Annotated in this window: 24 protein-coding genes; 22 read left to right on the plus strand and 2 right to left on the minus strand. The window is 63.3% G+C overall.

The window, feature by feature from the left end:
• The first annotated feature begins 131 nt into the window (after positions 1–131).
• The 21 genes from SB764_RS16075 (at position 132) to SB764_RS16175 (ending at position 20,311) form a co-directional block, all read left to right on the plus strand.
• Positions 132–491 (plus strand): NADH-quinone oxidoreductase subunit A, encoded by a 360-nt coding sequence (locus tag SB764_RS16075; RefSeq protein WP_065064571.1) that lies wholly within the window; start codon positions 132–134, stop codon positions 489–491.
• A gap of 72 nt (positions 492–563) precedes the next feature.
• Entirely contained in the window at positions 564–1,043 is a 480-nt protein-coding gene (locus tag SB764_RS16080; RefSeq protein ID WP_027819582.1) for a NuoB/complex I 20 kDa subunit family protein, read from the plus strand.
• Positions 1,044–1,065: 22 nt separating this feature from the next.
• Complete coding sequence (locus SB764_RS16085; RefSeq protein ID WP_065064572.1) at positions 1,066–1,671, plus strand: NADH-quinone oxidoreductase subunit C; 606 nt, start codon at positions 1,066–1,068, stop codon at positions 1,669–1,671.
• Positions 1,672–1,680: 9 nt separating this feature from the next.
• On the plus strand, positions 1,681–2,934 hold the full coding sequence (locus tag SB764_RS16090; RefSeq protein WP_065064574.1) for an NADH-quinone oxidoreductase subunit D: 1,254 nt from the start codon (positions 1,681–1,683) through the stop codon (positions 2,932–2,934).
• 148 nt (positions 2,935–3,082) lie between these two features.
• Entirely contained in the window at positions 3,083–3,568 is a 486-nt protein-coding gene (gene nuoE / locus SB764_RS16095; protein WP_065064576.1) for an NADH-quinone oxidoreductase subunit NuoE, read from the plus strand.
• Positions 3,565–4,893, plus strand: coding sequence for an NADH-quinone oxidoreductase subunit NuoF (gene nuoF, locus SB764_RS16100; protein WP_065064579.1), 1,329 nt, complete (start codon positions 3,565–3,567; stop codon positions 4,891–4,893). Before nuoE ends, nuoF begins: the two co-directional genes overlap by 4 nt.
• Before the next feature lie 112 nt (positions 4,894–5,005).
• Positions 5,006–7,339: an NADH-quinone oxidoreductase subunit NuoG gene (nuoG, locus tag SB764_RS16105; protein WP_410864045.1), complete on the plus strand. Its 2,334-nt coding sequence runs from the start codon at positions 5,006–5,008 to the stop codon at positions 7,337–7,339.
• Positions 7,340–8,404: an NADH-quinone oxidoreductase subunit NuoH gene (nuoH, locus tag SB764_RS16110; protein ID WP_065064583.1), complete on the plus strand. Its 1,065-nt coding sequence runs from the start codon at positions 7,340–7,342 to the stop codon at positions 8,402–8,404. It begins immediately after the preceding gene.
• A 14-nt stretch (positions 8,405–8,418) separates the two neighbouring features.
• Entirely contained in the window at positions 8,419–8,907 is a 489-nt protein-coding gene (gene nuoI / locus SB764_RS16115) for an NADH-quinone oxidoreductase subunit NuoI (RefSeq protein ID WP_065064585.1), read from the plus strand.
• Positions 8,908–9,078: 171 nt separating this feature from the next.
• Positions 9,079–9,783, plus strand: a complete 705-nt coding sequence (locus tag SB764_RS16120) for an NADH-quinone oxidoreductase subunit J (RefSeq protein WP_074984823.1) — start codon at positions 9,079–9,081, stop codon at positions 9,781–9,783.
• Between the two features lie 17 nt (positions 9,784–9,800).
• Complete coding sequence (nuoK, locus tag SB764_RS16125; RefSeq protein WP_006052894.1) at positions 9,801–10,106, plus strand: NADH-quinone oxidoreductase subunit NuoK; 306 nt, start codon at positions 9,801–9,803, stop codon at positions 10,104–10,106.
• 11 nt (positions 10,107–10,117) lie between these two features.
• Positions 10,118–12,169, plus strand: coding sequence for an NADH-quinone oxidoreductase subunit L (gene nuoL, locus SB764_RS16130; RefSeq protein ID WP_074984824.1), 2,052 nt, complete (start codon positions 10,118–10,120; stop codon positions 12,167–12,169).
• Between the two features lie 13 nt (positions 12,170–12,182).
• Positions 12,183–13,682, plus strand: coding sequence for an NADH-quinone oxidoreductase subunit M (locus SB764_RS16135; RefSeq protein ID WP_065064591.1), 1,500 nt, complete (start codon positions 12,183–12,185; stop codon positions 13,680–13,682).
• Positions 13,683–13,706: 24 nt separating this feature from the next.
• Positions 13,707–15,179, plus strand: coding sequence for an NADH-quinone oxidoreductase subunit NuoN (gene nuoN, locus SB764_RS16140; protein ID WP_065064593.1), 1,473 nt, complete (start codon positions 13,707–13,709; stop codon positions 15,177–15,179).
• Positions 15,179–15,481, plus strand: a complete 303-nt coding sequence (locus tag SB764_RS16145) for a DUF2818 family protein (RefSeq protein WP_065064595.1) — start codon at positions 15,179–15,181, stop codon at positions 15,479–15,481. The genes nuoN and SB764_RS16145 overlap by 1 nt, the downstream gene beginning before the upstream one ends.
• A 92-nt stretch (positions 15,482–15,573) precedes the next feature.
• Complete coding sequence (locus SB764_RS16150; RefSeq protein WP_065064597.1) at positions 15,574–16,167, plus strand: NUDIX domain-containing protein; 594 nt, start codon at positions 15,574–15,576, stop codon at positions 16,165–16,167.
• A gap of 268 nt (positions 16,168–16,435) precedes the next feature.
• The gene (locus SB764_RS16155; RefSeq protein WP_065064599.1) at positions 16,436–16,888 is read left to right on the plus strand and encodes a DUF1178 family protein; all 453 of its coding nucleotides are present in this window, start codon (positions 16,436–16,438) and stop codon (positions 16,886–16,888) included.
• A 66-nt stretch (positions 16,889–16,954) separates the two neighbouring features.
• Positions 16,955–18,163, plus strand: coding sequence for an acyl-CoA dehydrogenase family protein (locus SB764_RS16160; protein ID WP_065064600.1), 1,209 nt, complete (start codon positions 16,955–16,957; stop codon positions 18,161–18,163).
• Between the two features lie 11 nt (positions 18,164–18,174).
• On the plus strand, positions 18,175–19,302 hold the full coding sequence (locus SB764_RS16165) for an acyl-CoA dehydrogenase family protein (protein ID WP_065064602.1): 1,128 nt from the start codon (positions 18,175–18,177) through the stop codon (positions 19,300–19,302).
• A gap of 68 nt (positions 19,303–19,370) precedes the next feature.
• A complete protein-coding gene (locus SB764_RS16170) occupies positions 19,371–19,844 on the plus strand; it encodes a MaoC family dehydratase (protein WP_065064604.1) in 474 nt (157 codons plus the stop codon).
• A complete protein-coding gene (locus SB764_RS16175; RefSeq protein ID WP_410864050.1) occupies positions 19,841–20,311 on the plus strand; it encodes a MaoC family dehydratase in 471 nt (156 codons plus the stop codon). The genes SB764_RS16170 and SB764_RS16175 overlap by 4 nt, the downstream gene beginning before the upstream one ends.
• Positions 20,312–20,432: 121 nt before the next feature.
• Here the strand turns inward: SB764_RS16175 and SB764_RS16180 are convergent, their stop codons facing one another.
• Positions 20,433–21,149 carry a glutathione binding-like protein gene (locus SB764_RS16180; RefSeq protein WP_065064608.1) on the minus strand — a complete coding sequence of 239 codons (717 nt, stop codon included), beginning with the start codon at positions 21,147–21,149 and terminating at the stop codon, positions 20,433–20,435.
• Between the two features lie 200 nt (positions 21,150–21,349).
• Between SB764_RS16180 and SB764_RS16185 the strand changes: the two genes are divergently transcribed.
• Complete coding sequence (locus tag SB764_RS16185; protein ID WP_410864052.1) at positions 21,350–21,919, plus strand: hypothetical protein; 570 nt, start codon at positions 21,350–21,352, stop codon at positions 21,917–21,919.
• A 69-nt stretch (positions 21,920–21,988) separates the two neighbouring features.
• Here SB764_RS16185 and SB764_RS16190 read toward each other — a convergent pair whose 3' ends face one another.
• Positions 21,989–23,248: an acyl-CoA dehydrogenase family protein gene (locus SB764_RS16190; RefSeq protein WP_322004596.1), complete on the minus strand. Its 1,260-nt coding sequence runs from the start codon at positions 23,246–23,248 to the stop codon at positions 21,989–21,991.
• Positions 23,249–23,334 lie beyond the last annotated feature (86 nt).

Raw genomic sequence — 23,334 nt, forward strand, 5'->3', positions numbered from 1 at the left:
AGCTTCGGCTGGCATTTTTGCTTTATACGTCGTGTTTGTTTCGTTCGCAGCGCGAAGTACGTAAAGTGATTCCCGCAGTGCGACATGATGTGTTCCTGCGGAACCTCAGAACCAACCGATAGAGGATAGCCTTGAACCTCGCTACCTATTACCCCGTCCTGTTGTTCCTTCTCGTAGGTCTTGGTCTGGGCGTAGCGCTGGTATCAATCGGCAAGATCCTCGGTCCCAACCGGCCCGACAGCGAAAAGAATTCTCCGTACGAGTGCGGCTTCGAAGCGTTCGAAGACGCGCGCATGAAGTTCGATGTACGGTATTACCTCGTGGCCATTCTCTTCATCATCTTCGATCTCGAAACGGCATTCCTGTTTCCGTGGGGCGTAGCCCTGCGCGATATCGGCTGGCCGGGCTTTCTGTCGATGATGGTGTTTCTGCTCGAATTCCTGCTGGGCTTTGCCTACATCTGGAAGAAAGGTGGTCTCGACTGGGAATGAGGGGTTAATCGCCGGTTAGCATGGGCGGCACTGTAGGGACAACTGCAGGCCGTCCGCTGGAGTGGAAAGCACATGAGTATCGAAGGGGTCTTGAAGGAAGGGTTTGTCACCACCACGGCTGACAAGCTGATCAACTGGACGCGCACCGGCTCCCTGTGGCCGATGACGTTCGGGCTTGCGTGTTGCGCGGTCGAGATGATGCACGCGGGCGCGGCCCGCTACGACCTCGACCGCTTCGGCGTGGTGTTCCGTCCGAGCCCGCGGCAGTCCGACGTCATGATCGTGGCCGGCACGCTCTGCAACAAGATGGCGCCCGCGCTGCGCAAGGTCTACGACCAGATGGCCGAACCGCGCTGGGTGATCTCGATGGGGTCGTGCGCCAACGGCGGCGGCTACTATCATTATTCGTATTCGGTCGTGCGCGGTTGTGACCGCATCGTGCCGGTCGATGTCTATGTGCCAGGCTGCCCGCCCACCGCGGAAGCTCTGGTCTACGGGGTGATCCAGTTGCAGGCGAAGATTCGCCGCACCAGCACCATCGCCCGTCAATAAAGGCCAAGCGCCTCCCCACAATATGGCAAGCAAACTCGAGACCCTGAAAGCGAACCTCGAAGCGGCCCTTGGTGCGCGCATCGTCACTCTCACTGAAAAGCTCGGTGAGTTGACCTTGGTCATAAAGGCGGTAGATTACCTGAACGTAGCGCAGGAACTCCGCGACAATGCGTCGCTCCGCTTCGAGCAGTTGATGGACCTGTGCGGCGTCGACTACCAAACCTACGGCGACGGCGCGTGGGAAGGCCCGCGCTTCGCGGCCGTGTCGCATCTGCTCTCCGTCACGAACAACTGGCGTCTGCGTCTGCGCGTCTACGCGCCGGACGACGACGTGCCCATCGTGCCTTCGCTCGTCGAAATCTGGAGTTCGGCCAACTGGTACGAACGTGAAGCGTTCGACCTGTTCGGCATCGTCTTCGAAGGCCACCCCGACCTGCGCCGCATCCTGACCGACTACGGTTTCATCGGCCATCCGTTCCGCAAGGACTTCCCCGTCTCCGGCTACGTCGAAATGCGTTACGACCCGGAGCAGAAGCGCGTGGTCTACCAGCCGGTCACCATCGAGCCGCGCGAAATCACGCCGCGCGTGATCCGCGAGGATCGTTACGGCGGTCTGAGGAAACACTAAGAGGGTCGCATGTCAGAGATCAAGAACTACACGCTCAACTTCGGCCCGCAGCATCCGGCAGCGCACGGTGTGCTGCGCCTCGTGCTCGAGCTCGACGGCGAAGTGATCCAGCGCGCCGATCCGCACATCGGTCTGCTGCACCGCGCGACCGAGAAGCTCGCCGAAAGCAAGACCTTCCTGCAGTCCGTGCCGTACATGGACCGTCTCGACTACGTGTCGATGATGGTCAACGAGCACGGCTACGTGATGGCCATCGAAAAGCTGCTCGGCATCGAAGTGCCGATCCGCGCCAAATACATCCGCGTGCTGTTCGACGAAATCACGCGCGTGCTGAACCACCTGATGTGGATCGGCTCGCATGGTCTCGACGTGGGCGCGATGGCGGTGTTCCTCTACGCGTTCCGCGAGCGGGAAGACCTGATGGACGTCTACGAGGCGGTGTCGGGCGCGCGCATGCACGCGGCCTACTACCGTCCGGGCGGCGTCTATCGCGATCTGCCCGACGCGATGCCGCAATACAAGGCGTCGAAAATCCACAACGAAAAGGCGCTCGCCAAGATGAACGAGGCGCGCCAGGGCTCGCTGCTCGATTTCATCGACGACTTCTTCACGCGCTTCCCGGGTTGTGTCGACGAGTACGAAACGCTGCTCACCGACAACCGCATCTGGAAGCAGCGTCTCGTGGGCATCGGCGTGGTGAGCCCCGAGCGTGCGATGCAGCTTGGTCTGTCGGGCGCGATGCTGCGGGGTTCGGGCATCGAGTGGGATCTGCGCAAGAAGCAGCCGTACGAAGTCTACGACCAGCTCGATTTCGACATTCCGGTCGGCGTGAACGGCGACTGTTACGACCGCTATCTCGTCCGTGTGGAGGAGATGCGTCAATCGACCCGCATCGCGAAACAGTGCATTGAGTGGTTGCGCAAGAATCCGGGTCCCGTGATGGTCGACAATCACAAGGTTGCGCCCCCGTCGCGCGTGAACATGAAGTCGAACATGGAAGAGCTGATTCACCACTTCAAGCTCTTCACGGAAGGCTTCCACGTGCCCGAAGGCGAAGCCTACGCAGCAGTGGAACATCCGAAGGGTGAATTCGGCATCTACCTGGTGTCGGATGGCGCGAACAAGCCGTATCGTCTGAAGATCCGCGCCCCGGGTTACGCCCACCTGGCCGCGCTGGACGAGATGGCGCGCGGTCATATGATTGCCGACGCGGTCACGATCATCGGCACGCAGGACATCGTGTTCGGCGAAATCGACCGCTAAGGCAGCAACAGCCGGTGCGCCCCCGAAGCAAGAGGAGGCGCGCCGCGCGAGAATACCGGGAATACCACGTCTGTCGCAGCGAGCAGTGCGCTACACGCGCGGCAGGGTTGTGTCTGGTGTGAAATGAATTAACGAGCCGTGACAGAAAATGATCTCAGCTGAAGGCCTGAAAGAAATCGATCGCGCGTTGTCGAAGTACCCCGCCGATCAGCGACAGTCCGCCGTGATGGCGGCTTTGGCCGTTGCTCAGGAAGAGCATGGCTGGCTGTCCCCCGAACTCATGCAGTTCGTGGCCGACTACATCGGCATGCCGCCGGTGGCCGTCGAGGAAGTCGCCACGTTCTACACGATGTTCGAGACGAAGCCCGTCGGCAAGCACAAGATCACGCTCTGCACGAATCTGCCGTGCCAGCTCGGCCCCGATGGCGGCTCGGAGAGCGCCGCCGACTACCTGAAGCAGAAGCTCGGTATCGACTTCGGCGAAACCACGTCCGACGGCAAGTTCACCTTGAAAGAAGGTGAGTGCATGGGCGCGTGCGGCGACGCACCGGTGATGCTTGTGAACAACCACCGCATGTGCAGCTTCATGAGCCGCGAGAAAATCGACCAGCTGCTCGAGGAGCTTTCGAAATGACTTCGTTGCACGACCGTCACATCAAACCGCTGATTCTCGCGGGCCTCAACGGCGAGAACTGGCATCTCGAGGACTACGTCGCGCGCGGCGGCTACAAGCAGCTGCGCCGTATTCTCGAAGAGAAAATTCCGCCCGAGCAGGTGATCGCCGACGTCAAGGCAGGCGGTCTGCGCGGCCGCGGCGGCGCGGGCTTCCCGACCGGTCTGAAGTGGAGCTTCATGCCGCGTCAGTTCCCGGGGCAGAAGTACCTCGTCTGCAACTCGGACGAAGGCGAGCCGGGCACGTTCAAGGACCGCGACATCCTGCGCTGGAATCCGCATGCCGTGATCGAAGGCATGGCGATCGGCGCGTACGCGATGGGCATCACGGTCGGCTACAACTACATCCACGGTGAGATCTTCGAGGTCTATCGCCGCTTCGAGGCCGCGCTGGAAGAAGCGCGCCAGGCGGGCTACCTCGGCGACAACATTCTGGGCACCGACTTCACGTTCCAGCTGCACGCGCACCACGGTTACGGCGCGTATGTCTGCGGCGAGGAAACGGCGCTGCTCGAATCGCTCGAAGGCAAGAAAGGCCAGCCGCGCTTCAAGCCGCCGTTCCCGGCGAGCTTCGGCGTGTACGGCAAGCCGACCACGATCAACAACACCGAAACGTTCGCGGCGGTGCCCTTCCTGCTGACCGTCGGTCCGCAGACCTACATGGAACTGGGCAAGCCGAACAACGGCGGCACCAAGATCTTCTCGATCTCGGGCGACGTCGAGCGTCCGGGCAACTATGAGATTCCGCTCGGCACGCCGTTCGCGACGCTCATGGAACTCGCCGGCGGCGTGCGTGGCGGCAAGAAACTGAAGGCCGTGATTCCGGGCGGCTCGTCGGCGCCGGTCATTCCGGGCGACCTGATGATGCAGACCGACATGGACTACGACTCGATCGCCAAGCAGGGCTCGATGCTCGGCTCGGGCGCGGTCATCGTCATGGACGAAACGCGCTGCATGGTGCGCTCGCTGCTGCGTCTCTCGTACTTCTACTACGAAGAGTCGTGCGGCCAGTGCACGCCGTGCCGCGAAGGCACGGGCTGGCTGTACCGCGTGGTGAACCGCATCGAGCACGGCCTCGGCCGTCAGGAAGACCTGGATCTGCTGAACTCGGTCGCGGGCAACATCATGGGCCGCACGATCTGCGCGCTGGGCGACGCAGCGGCCATGCCGGTGCGCGGCATGCTCAAGCATTACTGGGACGAATTCGAATATCACGTGCACAACAAGCGCTGTCTCGTCGGCGGACATGCCGGCTCGCACGCGGCCTCGGAATCGGTGGCCGCCTGAGGGTACGGGCAGACGTAAGCGTTAGCGCGTTGTGCGCGGGCCGCGTGGCTCGACGCAACGGGGTAGACCGCTGTGAAATTGAGCGGTAACAGGTTAGGGACGATTAACCATCATGGTTGAACTTGAAATAGACGGCAAGAAGGTGCAGGTGCCCGAGGGCAGCATGGTGATCCAGGCCGCGCAGCGGGTGGACACGTACATCCCGCACTTCTGCTATCACAAGAAGCTGTCGATCGCGGCCAACTGCCGGATGTGTCTCGTCGATGTCGAGAAGATGCCGAAGGCCGTGCCTGCGTGCGCCACGCCGGTGTCGCAAGGCATGATCGTGCGCACGACGTCCGACAAGGCCGTGCAGGGTCAGCAAGCCGTGATGGAATTCCTGCTGATCAACCACCCGCTCGACTGCCCGATCTGCGATCAGGGCGGCGAATGCCAGCTGCAGGATCTGGCGGTGGGCTACGGCAAATCGGCATCGCGTTACAGCGAAGAAAAGCGCGTGGTGTTCCACAAGAACGTGGGCCCGCTCATCTCGATGGAAGAGATGTCGCGCTGCATTCACTGCACGCGCTGCGTGCGCTTCGGCGACGAGATCGCCGGCGTGATGGAACTCGGCATGCTCGGCCGCGGCCAGCATTCGGAAATCAGCACGTTCCTCGGCAAGACCGTCGACTCGGAACTGTCGGGCAACATGATCGATCTGTGCCCGGTGGGCGCGCTCACGAGCAAGCCGTTCCGCTTCTCGGCGCGTACGTGGGAACTGTCGCGCCGCAAGTCGGTGAGTCCGCACGACGGCACGGGCGCGAACCTCGTCGTGCAGGTCAAGAACAACCGCGTGATGCGCGTGCTGCCGTTCGAGAACGAAGCCATCAACGAATGCTGGATCTCGGACAAGGACCGTTTCGCGTACGAAGGTCTGAACAGCGAAGATCGCCTCACGCACCCCATGATCAAGCAAGGCGGCGAGTGGGTGGAAACCGACTGGCAGACCGCGCTCGACTACGTGGTGAAGGGCATCAAGGGCATCAGCGACGAACACGGCGAGAGCCATCTCGCCATGCTCGCGAGCCCGCACAGCACGGCTGAAGAACTCTATCTGGTCAAGCAGCTGGCCGACGCGATCGGCACGCCGAACGTCGACTTCCGTCTGCGTCAGAGCGACTTCTCGGCGCCGCTTTCGGGCGCGCCGTGGCTCGGCACGAAGATCGCCGAACTCTCGCTCGCCGACTCGGCGCTCGTGATCGGCTCGTTCCTGCGCCGCGACCACGCGCTGTTCGCCGCGCGTCTGCGTCAGGCTGCCAAGGGCGGCGCGCAGATCACGCTGCTCAACGCAACGGGCGACGGCTCGCTGATCCCGAACGCGCAACGCATCGTCGCCGCGCCGTCGGCATGGCTCGACGAACTCGCCACGATCGCGGCCGCGGTGTCGGAAGCGAAGGGCGTGGCGCTGCCGGAAGCCTTCGCGGGCACGCAGTCGAACGATGCGGCGAAGCAGGTTGCCGCTTCGCTCTCGACGGGCGAACGCCGCTTCGTGCTGATCGGCAACGCCGTCGTGCAGCATCCCGATTTTGCGCTGCTGCACGCAGCAGCGCAGTTCATCGCCGAACACACGGGCGCGACGCTTGGCTTCCTCACGGAAGCGGCCAACACGGTCGGCGCGCACCTCGTGGGCGCACTGCCGGGCCGCGACGGCCTGAACGCACGCGAAGCGTTCGAGCAGCCGCGCAAGGGCTATCTGCTGTTCAACGTCGAACCGGAATTCGACACGGCCAATCCGGCCGCCGCGCGCGCCGCGCTAGCGCAGGCCGAAATGGTCGCGGTGTTCTCGCCGTACAAGACGGGCCTCGACTACGCGGACGTGCTGCTGCCGGTCGCGCCGTTCACGGAAACCTCGGGTACGTTCGTGAACGCCGAAGGCACGGTGCAGACCTTCAACGGCGTGGTGCGTCCGCTCGGCGACACGCGTCCGGCCTGGAAGGTCCTGCGTGTGCTGGGCACGCTCATGAAGCTGCCCGGCTTCGAATACGAAACGGCCGACGAAGTGCGCCGCAAGGCGCTCGGCGACGGCAGCTTCGACACGCGTCTGTCGAACAAGGCCGTGGCGCAGGTCGCGCGCGGCAGCGTCGCCAAGGCGGCGGAAGGGCGCTTCGAGCGCGTCGCCGACGTGCCCATCTACAGCGCCGACCCGATCGTGCGCCGTGGCGAAGCCCTGCAACTCACGATGGCGGCGCGCGTCGCGAACACGGTCGGCCTGCCGGCAGCGCTGTTCGATCAGCTCGGCATGAAGGAAGGCGACGCCGTGCGCGTGCGCCAGGGCGAGCTGTCGGTGACCGCGCCGGCAACGCGCGATGCGAATCTTGCGCCGACGACGGTGCGCGTGTCGGCGGCCACGCCGGCCGGCGCGCAGCTCGGCAGCCTGTTCGGTGAACTGCTGGTGGAGAAGGCGTAAATGAGCTTGTTCGATACGATCAATGCAGGCGGCAGCCAGCTGCTCGGCGTGGCCTGGCCCACGGTCTGGGCGCTGGTGCGCATTCTCGTCGTCGCGGTGGTGATCCTGCTGTGCGTGGCGTACCTGATCCTCTGGGAGCGCAAGCTGATCGGCTGGATGCACGTGCGTCTCGGCCCGAACCGCGTCGGTCCCGGCGGCCTGCTGCAGCCGATCGCCGACGTGCTGAAGCTGCTGCTCAAGGAAGTCATTCAGCCCGCGCAGGCGAGCCGCTGGGTCTACATGATCGCGCCGATCATGGTGGTGGTGCCGGCCTTCGCGGTCTGGGCGGTGATTCCGTTCCAGGCGGGCGCGGTGCTCGGCAACATCAACGCGGGTCTGCTCTACGTGATGGCGATCTCGTCGATCGGCGTCTACGGCGTGATTCTCGCGGGCTGGGCCTCGAACTCGAAGTACGCGTTCCTCGGCGCGATGCGCGCCGCGGCGCAGATGGTGTCGTACGAAATCGCGATGGGCTTCGCGCTCGTCGTGGTGCTGATGGTGTCGGGCAGCCTGAACCTCTCGGACATCGTCCAGGGTCAGATGCGCGGCATGTTCGCGAGCTGGGGCATCACGTTCCTCTCGTGGAACTGGCTGCCGCTGCTGCCGATGTTCGTCGTCTACTTCATCTCGGGCATCGCCGAAACGAACCGCCACCCGTTCGACGTGGTGGAAGGGGAGTCGGAAATCGTCGCGGGTCACATGGTCGACTACTCGGGGATGGGCTTCGCGCTGTTCTTCCTCGCCGAGTACATCAACATGATCGTGATCTCGGCGCTGGCTTCGGTGCTGTTCCTCGGCGGCTGGAGCGCGCCGTTCGGCTTCCTCGACTTCATCCCGGGCGTGTTCTGGCTCGTGCTGAAGGTCTTCTGCCTGCTGTCGGTGTTCATCTGGGCACGTGCCACGTTCCCGCGTTACCGCTATGACCAGATCATGCGTCTGGGCTGGAAGGTCTTCATTCCGGTCTGCGTGGTGTGGCTGATCGTGGTCGGCTTCTGGTATATGTCGCCGCTGAGCATCTGGAAATAAGGGGCGAACGAAACATGAACGCGATTCAAAACTTCTTCAAGACGTTCTTCCTGACCGAGCTGCTCAAAGGTCTGGCGCTGACGGGCCGTTATACGTTCAAGCGCAAGGTCACCGTGCAGTTCCCGGAAGAGAAGACCCCGATGTCGCCGCGTTTCCGTGGCCTGCACGCGCTGCGTCGCTATGAAAATGGCGAAGAGCGCTGCATCGCGTGCAAGCTGTGCGAGGCCGTGTGCCCCGCGATGGCGATCACGATCGAATCGGAAGTGCGCGAGGACAATACGCGCCGCACGACGCGCTACGACATCGACCTGACCAAGTGCATCTTCTGCGGTTTCTGCGAAGAGAGCTGCCCGGTCGACTCGATCGTCGAAACGCACATTCTCGAGTATCACGGCGAGAAGCGCGGCGATCTGTATTTCACGAAGGACATGCTGCTGGCCGTCGGCGACCGCTACGAAGCGCAGATCGCGGCGAACAAGGCAGCAGATGCACCGTACCGTTGATCTTAAGCTTGACGCTGCATCGGCCCGCGGTTCGGGCCGGCTGCGGGGAACGCGCGTGCCGCAAAACGCCGCGCGCCGCAGTCTGACCGCCGCCGCGGCGCACTCTGGTCTGGCCGCCAGTCCGCGCCGCGCAATCCGCCTCACGATGGCCTCAACGATGAACCAGTAATCATGGAATTCACGACCGTCCTGTTTTACATCTTCGCGCTGCTGCTCACGCTATCAGGGCTGAAGGTGATCACCTCGCGCAATCCCGTCTCGTCGGCGCTCTTTCTCGTGCTCGCGTTCTTCAACGCGGCGGCGGTCTGGATGCTGCTCGAGGCCGAATTCCTCGCAATCCTGCTGGTGCTCGTCTACGTGGGCGCGGTGATGGTGCTGTTCCTGTTCGTGGTGATGATGCTGGACATCAACATCGACGTGCTGAGCCGCGACTTCAAGCGCTTCATCCCGGTGGCGACCATCGTCGGCGCGATCATCGTGGTCGAAACCGCGCTGATCCTGTGGCACGGCTACGGCGCGACGAGCGCGCCGGTGCCGGATACCTCGGCGGCCGCTGCGGCGTCGTTGTCGAACACGCACCTGATCGGCAAGATCATCTACACCGATTACATCTTCGCGTTCGAAGTCGCGGGCCTCGTGCTGCTGGTGGCGATCGTCGCCGCGATCAGCCTGACCGTGCGCGAGCCGAAGGACAGCAAGCGCCAGAACGTCTCGAAGCAGGTGGCCGTGCGTCGCGAAGACCGCGTGCGTCTCGTGAAGATGCAGGCCGTCGTGGAAGTGCCGGAGCCGGAACCGGCGCCGGAAGACGCGGCAGCTGCGGCGCCTGCCGCCGGCGCGGCGCCCGCTGCCCCGGCCGCACCGGCAACGAAGAGCTAAGCGCGAAGGAGCGAAACATGTTGACTCTGGCCCATTACCTCGTGCTTGGCGCGATCCTCTTCGCGATCTCGATCGTCGGAATCTTTCTTAATCGGCGCAACGTCATCATCATCCTGATGGCGATTGAGCTGATGCTGTTGGCGGTGAACACGAACTTCGTCGCGTTCTCGCATTACCTCGGTGACGTTCACGGACAGATTTTCGTGTTCTTCGTGCTAACTGTTGCGGCCGCGGAAGCCGCGATTGGTCTGGCTATTCTTGTGACTCTGTTCCGCAGCCTCGACACGATCAACGTCGAGGACCTCGATCAGCTCAAAGGCTAAGGCAGGCTGCTATGGCAACAACACTCAACGAATCCTTATTGCTGGCGATTCCGCTTGCGCCTCTCGCCGGTTCCCTCATTGCCGGTCTGTTCGGCAAGACGGTCGGGCGCGCGGGCGCGCATACGGTGACCATTCTCGGCGTGGCGATCGCGTTCGTGCTCTCGTGCATCACGTTCCTGGACGTGCTGAACGGCGCGAGCTTCAACGCCACGGTGTACGAATGGATGTCGGTCGGCGGCCTGAAGTTCGAGGTCGGCTTCCTGATCGACTCGTTGACGGCGCTCATGATGATCGTCGTGACTTTCGTGTCGCTGATGGTGCACATCTACACGATCGGCTACATGGCCGAGGAAGAGGGCTACCAGCGCTTCTTCTCGTACATCGCGCTGTTCACCTTCTCGATGCTGATGCTCGTGATGAGCAACAACTTCCTGCAGCTGTTCTTCGGCTGGGAAGCGGTGGGCCTCGTCTCGTACCTGCTGATCGGCTTCTACTTCAAGCGTGAAAGCGCCATCTACGCGAACATGAAGGCGTTCCTCGTGAACCGCGTGGGCGATTTCGGCTTCCTGCTGGGCATTGGTCTGCTGCTCGCCTACGGCGGCTCGCTGAACTACAACGACGTGTTCGCGAAGGGCCACGAAATCGCGGCGCTGACGTTCCCGGGCACCTCGTGGAATCTGCTCACGGTCGCGTGTATCTGCCTGTTCATCGGCGCGATGGGTAAGTCGGCGCAGTTCCCGCTGCACGTCTGGCTGCCCGACTCGATGGAAGGCCCGACGCCGATCTCCGCACTGATCCACGCGGCAACCATGGTCACGGCCGGTATCTTCATGGTCGCGCGCATGTCGCCGCTATTCGAACTTTCCGAAGCGGCGCTGTCGTTCATCGTCGTGATCGGTGCGATCACCGCGCTGTTCATGGGCTTCCTCGGCGTCGTGCAGAACGACATCAAACGCGTGGTTGCTTACTCGACGCTCTCGCAGCTCGGTTACATGACGGTCGCGCTCGGCGTGTCGGCGTATCCGGTCGCGATCTTCCACCTGATGACGCACGCGTTCTTCAAGGCGCTGCTGTTCCTCGGCGCGGGTTCGGTCATCATCGGCATGCACCACGACCAGGACATGCGCAACATGGGCGGCCTGCGCAAGTACATGCCCATCACGTGGATCACCTCGCTGGTCGGTTCGCTCGCGCTGATCGGCACGCCGTTCTTCTCGGGCTTCTATTCGAAGGACTCGATCATCGACGCCGTGAAGCTCTCGCACCTGCCGGGTTCGGGCTTCGCGTACTTCGCGGTCGTGGCGAGCGTGTTCGTGACCGCGCTGTACTCGTTCCGCATGTACTTCCTCGTGTTCCACGGTCCGGAGCGTTTCCGCGGTCCGAAGCATCCGGAATCGCCGATGGCGATCGAGGCGGCGCAAGGCCACGGTCACGGCGATCATGGTCACGACGAGCATCACGTGCACGTGCCGCACGAGTCGCCGTGGGTGATCTGGGTGCCGCTGGTGCTGCTCGCGATTCCGTCGGTGATCGCCGGTGCGTACGCGATCCAGCCGCTGCTGTTCGGCTCGTTCTTCCAGAACGGCGTGGCGTTCGACAAGGTGATCTTCATCGGTCAGAACCACGAAGCACTCACGGAAATGGCTTCGGAATTCCAGGGCTGGGCCGCGATGGGCGCGCATGCGTTCTCGGGTCTGCCGGTTTGGCTCGCGCTGGCGGGTGTGGTGGTGGCGTGGTTCTTCTACATGAAGCGCCCGGATCTGCCGGCCGTCGTGCAGCGTACGTTCGCACCGGTCTACAAGCTGCTGGCTAACGCGTATTACCTCGACAAGATCAACGAAATCGTCTTCGCTCGCGGAGCGGTCGCAATCGGTCGCGGTCTGTGGAAGGAGGGCGATGTCGTCGTGATCGACGGCGTCGTAAATGGGAGCGCCAAGTTTATCGGCTGGTTTGCGACTGTTATTCGATTCCTGCAATCCGGCTATATCTACCACTACGCATTTGCCATGATCATTGGCATGCTTGGCCTCCTTACCCTGTTTGTAACGCTCAGCGGCAAATAAGGCGAGGAAACGCATGCACGCAACTCCGATTCTCAGTATTGCGATCTGGATGCCGATTTTATTCGGCGTCGTCGTTCTAGTAGTGGGTTCCGACCGGAACCCGGGCCGAGCCCGCTGGCTCGCGCTTATCGGTTCAGTGCTTAGTTTCCTCGTCACGCTTCCGCTCGTTTCGGGCTTCGACACCACCACGGCTGCGCTGCAGTTCGAGGAGAAGGCGGTCTGGATCGACCGGTTCAACATCGCCTATCACCTGGGCGTCGACGGCATCGCGATGTGGTTCGTGGTGCTGACGGCGCTCATTACCGTGATCGTCGTGATCGCGGGCTGGCAGGTCATCAAGGAAGACGTCGCGCAGTATTTCGCCGCCTTCCTTGTCCTGTCGGGTCTGATGATCGGCGTGTTCTGCGCGGCTGACGGTCTGCTGTTCTACGTGTTCTTCGAAGCCACGCTGATCCCGATGTACATCATCATCGGTATCTGGGGCGGCCCGAATCGCGTGTATGCGGCCTTCAAGTTTTTTCTGTACACGCTGGCCGGCTCGCTGCTGATGCTGGTCGCGTTGCTGTACATGTACCGTGTGACGCACACGTTCGACCTCGCCACCTGGCAGGACGCCAAGCTCGCCATGACGCCGCAGATTCTGCTGTTCATCGCGTTCTTCTTCGCGTTCGCCGTGAAGGTGCCGATGTGGCCGGTTCATACGTGGCTGCCGGACGCGCACGTCGAGGCGCCCACGGGCGGCTCGGTGGTGCTGGCCGCCATCATGCTGAAGCTCGGTGCATACGGTTTCCTGCGTTTCTCGTTGCCGGTCACGCCGGACGCGAGTCATTACCTGGCGCCGGTCATCATCACGCTCTCGCTGATCGCTGTCATCTACATCGGTCTCGTGGCGATGGTGCAGGCGGATATGAAGAAGCTGGTCGCGTATTCGTCGATCGCCCACATGGGCTTCGTCACGCTCGGCTTCTTTATGTTCGGCCCGTCGAGCCAGCTTGCGATTGAAGGCGCGATCATCCAGATGATTTCGCACGGCTTCGTCTCGGGCGCCATGTTCCTGTGCATCGGGGTGCTGTACGACCGCATGCATACGCGTCAGATCGCCGATTACGGCGGCGTCGTCAACACGATGCCGAAGTTCGCGGCGCTGGCCATGCTGTTCGCCATGGCCAACTGCGGCCTGCCGGGCACCTCCGGGTTCGTCGGCGAATTCATGGTGATTCTGGCGGCTGTGAAGTTCAACTTCTGGATCGCATTCGGGGCGGCGTTCACGCTGATCCTGGGCGCGGCCTATACGTTGTGGATGTACAAGCGGGTGTACTTCGGCGCCATCTCGAACGATCATGTTCGCGAGCTGAAGGACATCAACGGTCGCGAATACTTCATTCTTGCGGTGCTCGCGCTGTTCACGCTTTTCATGGGCATCTACCCGAAGCCCTTTACCGATGTGATGCACGTCTCCGTGGAAAACCTCCTCTCCCACGTCGCAGTGTCGAAACTGCCGCTGTCACAGTAATACCGAGCGGAGGAACAAAAGATCATGCCAAACGCCCCTATGAACGCTCTGCTACCCGACGCGCTGGTGATGACCGGCCTCATCGTCGCGTGGCTCAACGACACGTTCTCCGGTCCTTCGGGCCGGCGCACGACCTACTTTATCGCGCTGCTGACCACGGTCATCGCCGGTATCTGGTTTGCGGTGAACGCGTTCGACCCGCACGTGTACTACTACTTCACGCGCATGTACGTGGTGGATGCGTTCGCCAGTGCCATGAAGGCGGTCGTCACGCTCGGCTACGCCGTGTCGATTGTCTATTCGCGCAAGTATCTCGAAGACCGCGACATGTTCCGGGGCGAGTTCTTCCTGCTTGGCATGTTCTCGCTGCTCGGCCAGCTCGTGATGATCTCGGGCAACAACTTCCTCACGCTGTACCTCGGCCTCGAGCTGATGTCGCTGTCGCTGTACGCGGTCATCGCGCTGCGCCGTGACGCGACGCAGTCGAACGAAGCGGCCATGAAGTACTACGTGCTGGGCGCGCTCGCATCGGGCTTCCTGCTCTACGGCATCTCGATGCTGTACGGCGCGACCGGTTCGCTCGAACTCGGCGAAGTGTTCAAGGCGGTTGCGTCAGGCCACATCAACGACATCGTGCTGCTGTTCGGCGTGGTGTTCATCGTGGCGGGCGTGGCGTTCAAGATGGGCGCGGTGCCGTTCCACATGTGGGTGCCCGACGTCTATCAAGGCGCGCCCACGGCCATGTCGCTGCTGACCGGCGGCGGCCCGAAGGTCGCGGCGTTCGCCTGGGCGGTGCGTTTCCTGGTCATGGGTCTGCTGCCGCTGGCCGTGGACTGGCAGCAAATGCTGATCATCCTGGCGGCGCTGTCGATGATCGTCGGCAACATCACGGGTATCGTCCAGCGCAACGTCAAGCGCATGCTCGCGTACTCGGCCATCTCGAACATGGGCTTCGTGCTGCTCGGCCTGCTCGCCGGCATCGTCGACAACAAGGCGACGGGCGCGGCCAGCGCATACAGCTCGGCCATGTTCTACAGCATCGTCTACCTGATCACCACGCTCGGCGCGTTCGGTATCGTGATGCTGCTGTCGCGTCGCGACTTCGAAGCCGAAACGCTCGACGACTTCAAGGGCCTGAATCACCGCAGCCCGATGTTCGCGGCGGTCATGATGGTCATGATGTTCTCGCTCGCCGGCATTCCGCCGACGGTCGGCTTCTATGCGAAGCTCGCCGTGCTCGAAGCGACGATGAACGCCGGCCTGACGTGGCTCGCGATCCTTGCCGTCGTCACGTCGCTGTTCGGTGCGTTCTACTACCTGCGTATCGTCAAGCTGATGTACTTCGACGCGCCGACCGACACCACGCCGATCGAAAGCCATAGCTGCAATCGCGCGCTGCTCACGCTCAACGGCGTGGCCGTGCTGGCACTGGGTATCATCCCGGGTCCGCTGATGTCCGTCTGCCTGCAAGCCGTTTCGCATACGCTGCCGCTGTAATGTCGTCTGCTGGCTGGTTTATTGTGTTGTTGGCGCTTGCAGGCGCCAACCTGCCGTTCTTCAATCAACGGTTGTTCGGCCTGGTGCCGGTGCGCGCGCAGAAGAAGAGCGCGTGGATCCGCATCGCCGAACTGATCGTGCTGTATTTCGTGGTCGGTGCGTTCGGCTTCCTGCTGGAAGCGCGCGCCGGTAACCGCTTTGACCAGGGCTGGCAGTTCTACGCCATCACGTTCAGTCTTTTTGTCGTGTTCGCGTTTCCCGGCTTCGCCTGGCAATATCTCGTCAAACGCCGTCAGGCGTGATGCGCGCGCCTCGTCCCGCACGAGGCGCGCGTTGTCAGTTTCTCGCGGCTTTCCCGCGCCTTCCCGATCACGCGTCTTTCCGAGGTTTCAACATGGCTGCTGAAGATCAGAAACACGACCCGGCGCTCGCCGAGACGTGCGTCGAAAGCACGACGCTCCACGCGGGCAAATTTCTCACGCTCAAATGCGATACGGTCGCGCTGCCGGACGGCAAGCACGCCACGCGCGAATACGTGCAGCATCCCGGCGCGGTCATGGTGATTCCGCTGTTCGACGACGGGCGCGTGCTGATGGAGCGCCAGTATCGCTATCCGCTGTCGCGCGTGATGACCGAGTTTCCGGCAGGCAAGCTCGATCCGCAGGAAGGCGCGCTCGCATGCGCGATCCGCGAATTGAAGGAAGAGACCGGCTACACGGCGCGCGAATACATTTATCTGACGAAGATTCACCCGGTCATTTCGTACTCGACCGAGTTCATCGACATCTATCTCGCGCGTGGCCTCACGGCGGGCGAGTCGAAGCTCGACGAAGGCGAATTCCTCGAAACCTTCACGGCCACGCTGCCCGAACTGCTCGAATGGGTGCGTGACGGCAAGATCACCGACGTGAAGACGGTGATCGGCACGTTCTGGCTCGAAAAGGCGCTGTCGGGCGAGTGGCCGCTCGGCAAGGCGGAGCAGGGCTGATCCCGAATCCGCGCGGCACCCACGCATGAGGTGTACAGCAAACACGGCGGCCCGCGAGGCCGCCGTGTGCATTCTGGCACGCGGTTGTCGGCCCGGCTGCATCAGCGCGCAAAATCGGGCGGCGCTACAATCCATCACCGGCATTCCCGGCGCATCGATGCCACAACCGAAGCGGGCAGGGCAGTGAATACCCCACCCCAAAAATTTACGAACGGTCGTTCACAAATTTTCGATTTACGCTACACTTCAACGCAAGCCTTGATTCCCCATGAAGGTCCTCGATCTACAGTGCCCAGACGGCCATCGGTTTGAAGGCTGGTTCGCTTCCGCAGACGACTTCGAGTCGCAGCGCGAGCGCAAGCTGGTCGAATGTCCGATGTGCGGCGCGAACGAAGTCACGCGCCTGCCGTCCGCGCCCCGGCTGAATTTGTCGGGCGCGCGCGCAGCGTCCGACACGCCGCCCCGCGCTCAGGGCGAACACGCTGAGCAGGCGGCGCAGTGGCAGGCGCAGGTGATGCGCGTGATGCGCGAGGTCCTGGAGAAGACGGAGAACGTAGGCGACCGTTTCGCCGAGGAGGCGCGGCGCATTCACTACAACGAAGCGCCGTCGCGCAACATTCGCGGAGTCGCTTCCGTGGAGGATGCGCAAGCTCTCGTCGAAGAAGGCATCGATGTGATGCCGCTGCCGGTGCCGGCCGCGCTGAAGGGTCCGCTGCAATAGCCATGCGGGTCTTCGTCGAGGCTGGGGGGATCGTCCCCAACCAGCCGCGGCCAGGAGACAACCCGCATGGATCTCGATTACTCCCCCACCGACGACGCATTCCGCGCCGAAGTCCGCACCTGGCTCGAGGCCAATTTGCCTCAGGCCATGCGCGACAAAGTCCTGAATCACAAGCGCCTCTCGCGCGACGACATCGCCAGCTGGCACGCGCTGCTCGGCCAGAAGGGCTGGTCCGTGCCCGCATGGCCCGTCGAATTCGGCGGCCCCGGCTGGACCGAAGCGCAACGCCATATCTGGGACGCGGAATGCGGGCGCATCGGCGCGCCGCCGGTGCTGCCGTTCGGCGTGTCGATGGTCGCGCCCGTCATCATGAAGTACGGCAACGAAGCGCAGAAGCGCCGCTATCTGCCGCGCATCCGCTCGGGCGAAGACTGGTGGTGTCAGGGCTATTCCGAACCCGGTTCCGGTTCCGATCTCGCTTCGCTGCGCACGCGCGCCGTTCGTGTCCAGGACGCGGCGGGCGACCATTACGTCGTGAATGGCCAGAAGACCTGGACCACGCTCGGCCAGCACGCCGACATGATGTTCTGCCTCGTGCGCACCGACCCCGCCGCGAAGAAGCAGGAAGGCATTTCGTTCCTGCTGATCGACATGAAGACGCCGGGCATTACCGTGCGTCCGATCATCACGCTCGACGAAGACCATGAGGTCAACGAAGTGTTCTTCGAGGACGTGAAGGTGCCGGTCGAGAACCTCGTCGGCGAGGAGAATCGCGGCTGGACTTACGCGAAATATCTGCTCGGCCATGAGCGCACGGGCATCGCGCGCGTGGGCGCCTCGAACCGCGAACTCGCGTTCCTCAAGACCGTCGCGCTGAACCAGAAGAAGAACGGCAAGCCGCTGCTGCTCGATCCGGTGTTCGCCGCGCGCGTGGCCGCCGTCGAAATCGAACTGATGGCGCTCGAAGTCACCGCCGAGCGCGTGATCGCGAGCACCAGCAACGGTCGCGGTCCCGGTCCCGAAGCGTCGATGCTGAAGATCAAGGGCACCGAAATCCAGCAGGCGCTCACCGAGTTGATGGTCGATGCGGTCGGTCCGCTGGCCGCGCCGTTCGATCCGGCGTTCCTCGAAGGCGAGCACGCGCACGCAGCAGGCGGCGACGACGACGCGGCCCCGCTCGCGGCGTACTACTTCAACTATCGCAAGACGTCGATTTACGGCGGGTCGAACGAAATCCAGAAGAACATCATCTCGCAGATGATCCTGGGGATTTGAGGAGCGGCGCAATGGACTTCAATTTCACCGAAGAGCAACAGCAACTCGCCGACGCGCTGCGTCGCTATCTCGACAAGAACTACGGCTTCGAAGCGCGTCAGTCGATCGTGAAGACGCCCGAGGGCGTCTCGGCCGATCACTGGAATGCGTTCGTCGAACTCGGCCTCACGGCGTTGCCGGTGCCGCAAGCGCAGGGCGGTTTCGACGGCACGCCGTTCGACATGCTCGTGGTCATGCAGGAACTGGGCCGCGCGCTCGTGATCGAGCCGTACTGGGCGACGGTCGTGGGCGTCGAGGCGCTCAAGCTCGCTGGCGCGGACAACGCTGAAAACGCGCAATTGCTCGAACGCGTCGCGAGCGGCGAGGTCAAGCTCGCGCCCGCGTTCCACGAACCGGAAGCGCGCTACGACCTGTTCTCGCTTGCCACCACGGCGAAGGAAACCGGCAACGGTTTCGCGCTCAGCGGCGCGAAGTCGGTCGTGCAGCACGGCGCGCAAGCGGACTTCTGGATCGTGCCGGCGCGCCTCGCGGGCGAAGTCGCGTTGTTCGTGGTCGCGCGCGACGCGAAGGGCGTGACGCTCAGCGACTACCGCACGATCGACGGCCAGCGCGCCGCCACGATCCGGTTCGACGCCGTGCAGGGCCGCCGTCTGGGCGACGCGAAAACGGGCGCGGCCATGTGGGAGCGCATCGCCGATTACGCCACCTTCCTGCTGTGCGCGGAAGCGGTCGGCGCCATCGACGCGCTCAATCACGCAACGGTCGAATATACGAAGACGCGTCAGCAGTTCGGCGTGCCGATCGCGCGCTTCCAGGCGCTCCAGCACCGCATGGCCGAGATGCTGATCCACGGCGAACAGGCGCGCTCGCTGACCTACCTCGCGGCCGCGCGTTACAGTAGCGAGTCGCCCGACGAGCGTCGTCGCGCGATTTCGGCGGCGAAGGCGCGGGTGGGCCAGGCGGCGCGCTACGTCGGTCAGCAGGCCGTGCAACTGCATGGCGGCATGGGCGTGACCAACGAAGTCGCGGCGGCGCATCTGTTCAAGCGTCTCGCGATTATCGAAACCACGCTCGGCGACGTCGATTACCACCTCGAACGCTTCGCCTCGCTGCCGGGCTTCGCACAAGCGGCCGCCTGAGCCGCGCGCCGATGCCGGCGTCGATAGCGTCGCCAGCGTCGGCGGCATCATAAAACGGAGAGTTAGCGATGGGCGTGAGTTACGAAGACCTCGAAGTGGGCAAGTCGTATGAAGTCGGCTCGCACACGTTCGGGCGCGACGAGATCGTGCAGTTCGCGCAGCAATACGATCCGCAGCCGTTCCATGTGAGCGAGGCGGGCGGCGAGGCGTCGATGTTCCGCGGCCTCGTCGCGAGCGGCTGGCACACCTGCTCGGTCATGATGGGCATGCTCGTGCGCAATTTCCTCGACGGTTCGACGTCGATGGGCTCGCCGGGCATCGACGAAATCCGCTGGATCAAGCCGGTGCGAGTCGGCGACACGCTCACGATGGTCAACAGCATCGTCAGCAAGCGCGTGTCGGAGAGCAAGCCGGATCGCGGTATCGTCGAAACGCGCTGGGAAGGGCGCAATCAGCACGGTGAAGTCGTGGTGACGGTCAGTTCGAAGGCGTTGTTCGGTTTGCGCCACCCCGGCGCGCGTCATTCTGGAGAGGCGAAATGAGCGAAGCATCCGTTATCGAAATCGCCGATCTCGACGCCTTGCGCGCACGCGTGGGCGCCGAGCCGTTCGTGAGCGGCTGGCGCACCGTGAGCGCGGCGAGCGTGCAGGGTTTCGCCGACGCCACCGGCGATCATCAGTGGATTCACCTCGACGCCGAGCGCGCGCGCCGCGAGTCGCCGTTCGGCGGTCCGATCGCACATGGCTTTCTCACGCTGTCGCTCGTGCCGGTGCTGCTGGAGTCGACGATTTCGCTGCGTCAGCGCATGGGCGTGAACTATGGGATGAACCGCGTGCGCTTCACGTCGCCGGTGCCGGTGGATGCGCGCGTGCGCGGGCGCTTCGGCGTGAAGAAAGTGAGCGAGGTCGAACGCGGCGGCGCGCAGGTCGTGTGGGACGTGACGATCGAATGCGAAGGCAGCGAGCGTCCGGCCTGCGTGGCCGAATTCATCACGCGGCATTACTTTTGAGGCGCTTTTGAGGTGCTTCTGAGCCTTTGGGCGCCACGCGCTCGATCCATGAAAAAAGCGGCATCCGGTGCAAACCGGACGCCGCTTTTCTTTTAGCGCGGGCGCGGAGTCTGCGGGCGAATCATGCCGCCTTCGCGCCGTGCTTCGCGTACTGCGTCGCGCCGAACAGCATTTCCTTCGCCTTGTCGTCCATCAGCGGCTTGCGCGCGTTCGCGAGCACTTCCACGCCGCGCTTGACCGCCGGTCGCGCGGCGATGGTTTCATGCCAGCGCTTCACGTTCGGCAGCGCGTCGAGATCGATGCCCTGGTTCTGCCAGGAACGCGTCCACGGGAACGCGGCGATATCGGCGATCGTGTAGTCGTCGCCGGCCAGATACTCGCTTTTTTCGAGCTTTGTTTCCATCACGTTGTAGAGACGCTTCGCTTCGTTCGTGTAGCGGTTGACCGCGTACTCGATCTTCTCGGGCGCGTAGATGCGGAAGTGGTGCGCCTGGCCGAGCATCGGGCCGAGGCCGCCCATCTGGAACATCACCCACTGCAGCACGTCGTAGCGCGCGGCGAGATCGTCGGGCATGAACTTGCCGGTTTTCGCCGCGAGATAAATCAGAATCGCGCCCGATTCGAACAGCGAGAACGGCTTGCCGTCGGCGCGCGTCGGGCCTTCGGAATCGACGATCGCCGGAATCTTGTTGTTGGGGCTGATCTCGAGAAACTCGGGCTTGAACTGGTCGCCCGCGCCGATATCGATCGGATGCGCGCGGTACTCGAGGCCCGTTTCCTCGAGCATGATGTGGACTTTGTGGCCGTTGGGCGTGGCCCAGCTGTAGACGTCGATCATCGTGGCTCCTGGGGACGATGGCGCCACGGTATGGGCGTCGGCGCCTGAACTGGCGCAAATTAGCATAGTTCGCCGCGCCGCGCAGAAGCCCGCAAAGTGACCTCAATGTCAGCGTGGGATCGCCGCGGTGCAATGCGGTGGCATCATGGTGAGCAGTGTTCCACTTTCGCGCTTTGCCCCCGCATGCGCACCCGTCGACGATGACTGCATCCGCTGCCGCACACACGCGCTTTTTGCCGAGTCACCAGTTCTATGAGCGACACGCGGCGTCCGTGGACGAGACGTCGCCGGCGCGCATTCTCGACGCGCTCGTGGCGCTCGACATGCGCGACGATTGGGTCATCGATACGCTGATGCGCGTGCGCGAAGCGCCGACGCGTCTGGTGCAGCGCCTGCATGGCGAGGCGCGCGCGCCGTTCGGCCTGAGTACGTTCATGCCGCTTGATCGCGGTGAGCGCGAGTTGTCGTTCGGGCTGGCGGGGCGCTTCTGGCGTCCGGATTTCGGGCTCGTCGATGTCGCGGATGCGGCGGCCTTTCTCGCGCTTGCGCGCACCGATATCGCGAAGCTGGTGCTGCGGTTTCGCGTGGAGGAGGGCGAGCGCGCGTCGCGGCTCGTGACCGAGACGTTCGTGCATTGCCCGTCGTGGTCCACCCGGATGTTGATGACGCCGTACTGGCTCGCGATCCGTGCGGCCAGCGGCTGGATCCGGCGCAGAACGCTGGCGTCGGTGGCCAGATCGCTCGCGGCGCAGCGCGCGAGCGCAAACTGAGATCTGACTGAGCGCACGCATCGAGCGGAGTTCCATCCGCACGATGCTGCGCTGAGTGCTACGCCGAACTTACGAGCGCGTGACCGGCATTTCCACGCGCGACGCCGCGCCCGGCTCCAGATGACGCGCGAGTTCGAGCTTGGCGATGGCGTTGCGGTGCACTTCGTCCGGGCCGTCGGCGAAACGCAGCGTGCGTGCCTGCGCATACGCGTAAGCGAGCGGGAAGTCGCCGCTCACGCCGCCGCCGCCATGCACCTGAATCGCCCAGTCGAGTACCTGGCAGGCCATGCTCGGCGCGACCACCTTGATCATCGCGATCTCGCCGCGCGCGCCCTTGTTGCCGACCGTGTCCATCATGTACGCGGTCTTCAGCGTGAGCAGGCGCGCCTGTTCGATCATGCAGCGCGCTTCGGCGAGACGTTCCTGCGTGACTGTCTGCTGCGCGATGGTCTTGCCGAACGCGACGCGCGAGAGCGCGCGCTTCGCCATGAATTCGATCGCGCGTTCCGCCAGTCCGATCAGCCGCATGCAGTGATGGATGCGGCCCGGCCCGAGACGGCCTTGCGCTATCTCGAAGCCGCGCCCTTCGCCGAGCAGGATGTTCGACGCCGGCACGCGCACATTTTCCAGCTTGATCTCCATGTGGCCGTGCGGCGCGTCGTCGTAGCCGAACACCGTGAGCGGGCGCTTGACCGTGATGCCCGCCGCGTCGGACGGCACGAGGATCATCGACTGCTGCGCGTGGCGCGGACCATCGGGATCGGTCTTGCCCATCACGATGTACACCGCGCAGCGCGGATCGCCCGCACCCGACGACCACCACTTCGTGCCGTTGATCACGTAGTCGTCGCCGTCACGCTCGATGCGCGTCTGGATGTTGGTCGCATCCGACGAAGCGACTTCCGGCTCCGTCATCAGGAAGGCCGAGCGAATCTGCCCCTGCAGCAGCGGATCGAGCCACTGGCGCTTGTGTTCCTCGGTGCCGTAGCGCTCGATGGTTTCCATGTTGCCGGTGTCGGGCGCGCTGCAATTGAACACTTCGGGCGCCCAGATCACGCGGCCCATGATCTCGCACAGTGGCGCGTATTCGAGGTTCGTCAGGCCCGCGCCGCGATGCGACTCCGGCAGGAACAGATTCCACAGTCCGGCTTCGCGCGCCTTGACCTTGAGTTTCTCGACGATTTCGGTGGGCACCCACGCGTTGCCGGCGGCGCGGTTGCGCTCGACTTCCTCGTGATAGACGGACTCGTTCGGATAGATGTGTTCGTCGAAGAACGCGAGCAGCTTCTCGCGCAGCGCCTGCACTTTCGGGGTGTAATCGAAATTCATCTGGGACCTCGCTAAAGAGCACCGAATATGTTTCGAGTGCGATGGGTTTGCTGATCGGTTTGCCGATGATGAGTCAGGAAATCCGG

This window comes from Paraburkholderia sp. SIMBA_027 (genome assembly GCF_046535315.1).
In the GTDB taxonomy this organism is placed as follows: Bacteria; Pseudomonadota; Gammaproteobacteria; order Burkholderiales; family Burkholderiaceae; genus Paraburkholderia; species Paraburkholderia tropica.

Coding starts and splice junctions, on each gene's coding strand:
- SB764_RS16080 (WP_027819582.1), top strand. CDS start 564: ATGAGTATCGAAGGGGTCTTGAAGGAAGGGTTTGTCACCACCACGGCT.
- SB764_RS16085 (WP_065064572.1), top strand. CDS start 1,066: ATGGCAAGCAAACTCGAGACCCTGAAAGCGAACCTCGAAGCGGCCCTT.
- SB764_RS16090 (WP_065064574.1), top strand. CDS start 1,681: ATGTCAGAGATCAAGAACTACACGCTCAACTTCGGCCCGCAGCATCCG.
- nuoE (WP_065064576.1), top strand. CDS start 3,083: ATGATCTCAGCTGAAGGCCTGAAAGAAATCGATCGCGCGTTGTCGAAG.
- nuoF (WP_065064579.1), top strand. CDS start 3,565: ATGACTTCGTTGCACGACCGTCACATCAAACCGCTGATTCTCGCGGGC.
- nuoG (WP_410864045.1), top strand. CDS start 5,006: ATGGTTGAACTTGAAATAGACGGCAAGAAGGTGCAGGTGCCCGAGGGC.
- nuoH (WP_065064583.1), top strand. CDS start 7,340: ATGAGCTTGTTCGATACGATCAATGCAGGCGGCAGCCAGCTGCTCGGC.
- nuoI (WP_065064585.1), top strand. CDS start 8,419: ATGAACGCGATTCAAAACTTCTTCAAGACGTTCTTCCTGACCGAGCTG.
- SB764_RS16120 (WP_074984823.1), top strand. CDS start 9,079: ATGGAATTCACGACCGTCCTGTTTTACATCTTCGCGCTGCTGCTCACG.
- nuoK (WP_006052894.1), top strand. CDS start 9,801: ATGTTGACTCTGGCCCATTACCTCGTGCTTGGCGCGATCCTCTTCGCG.
- nuoL (WP_074984824.1), top strand. CDS start 10,118: ATGGCAACAACACTCAACGAATCCTTATTGCTGGCGATTCCGCTTGCG.
- SB764_RS16135 (WP_065064591.1), top strand. CDS start 12,183: ATGCACGCAACTCCGATTCTCAGTATTGCGATCTGGATGCCGATTTTA.
- nuoN (WP_065064593.1), top strand. CDS start 13,707: ATGCCAAACGCCCCTATGAACGCTCTGCTACCCGACGCGCTGGTGATG.
- SB764_RS16145 (WP_065064595.1), top strand. CDS start 15,179: ATGTCGTCTGCTGGCTGGTTTATTGTGTTGTTGGCGCTTGCAGGCGCC.
- SB764_RS16150 (WP_065064597.1), top strand. CDS start 15,574: ATGGCTGCTGAAGATCAGAAACACGACCCGGCGCTCGCCGAGACGTGC.
- SB764_RS16155 (WP_065064599.1), top strand. CDS start 16,436: ATGAAGGTCCTCGATCTACAGTGCCCAGACGGCCATCGGTTTGAAGGC.
- SB764_RS16160 (WP_065064600.1), top strand. CDS start 16,955: ATGGATCTCGATTACTCCCCCACCGACGACGCATTCCGCGCCGAAGTC.
- SB764_RS16165 (WP_065064602.1), top strand. CDS start 18,175: ATGGACTTCAATTTCACCGAAGAGCAACAGCAACTCGCCGACGCGCTG.
- SB764_RS16170 (WP_065064604.1), top strand. CDS start 19,371: ATGGGCGTGAGTTACGAAGACCTCGAAGTGGGCAAGTCGTATGAAGTC.
- SB764_RS16175 (WP_410864050.1), top strand. CDS start 19,841: ATGAGCGAAGCATCCGTTATCGAAATCGCCGATCTCGACGCCTTGCGC.
- SB764_RS16180 (WP_065064608.1), bottom strand. CDS start 21,149: ATGATCGACGTCTACAGCTGGGCCACGCCCAACGGCCACAAAGTCCAC.
- SB764_RS16185 (WP_410864052.1), top strand. CDS start 21,350: ATGACTGCATCCGCTGCCGCACACACGCGCTTTTTGCCGAGTCACCAG.
- SB764_RS16190 (WP_322004596.1), bottom strand. CDS start 23,248: ATGAATTTCGATTACACCCCGAAAGTGCAGGCGCTGCGCGAGAAGCTG.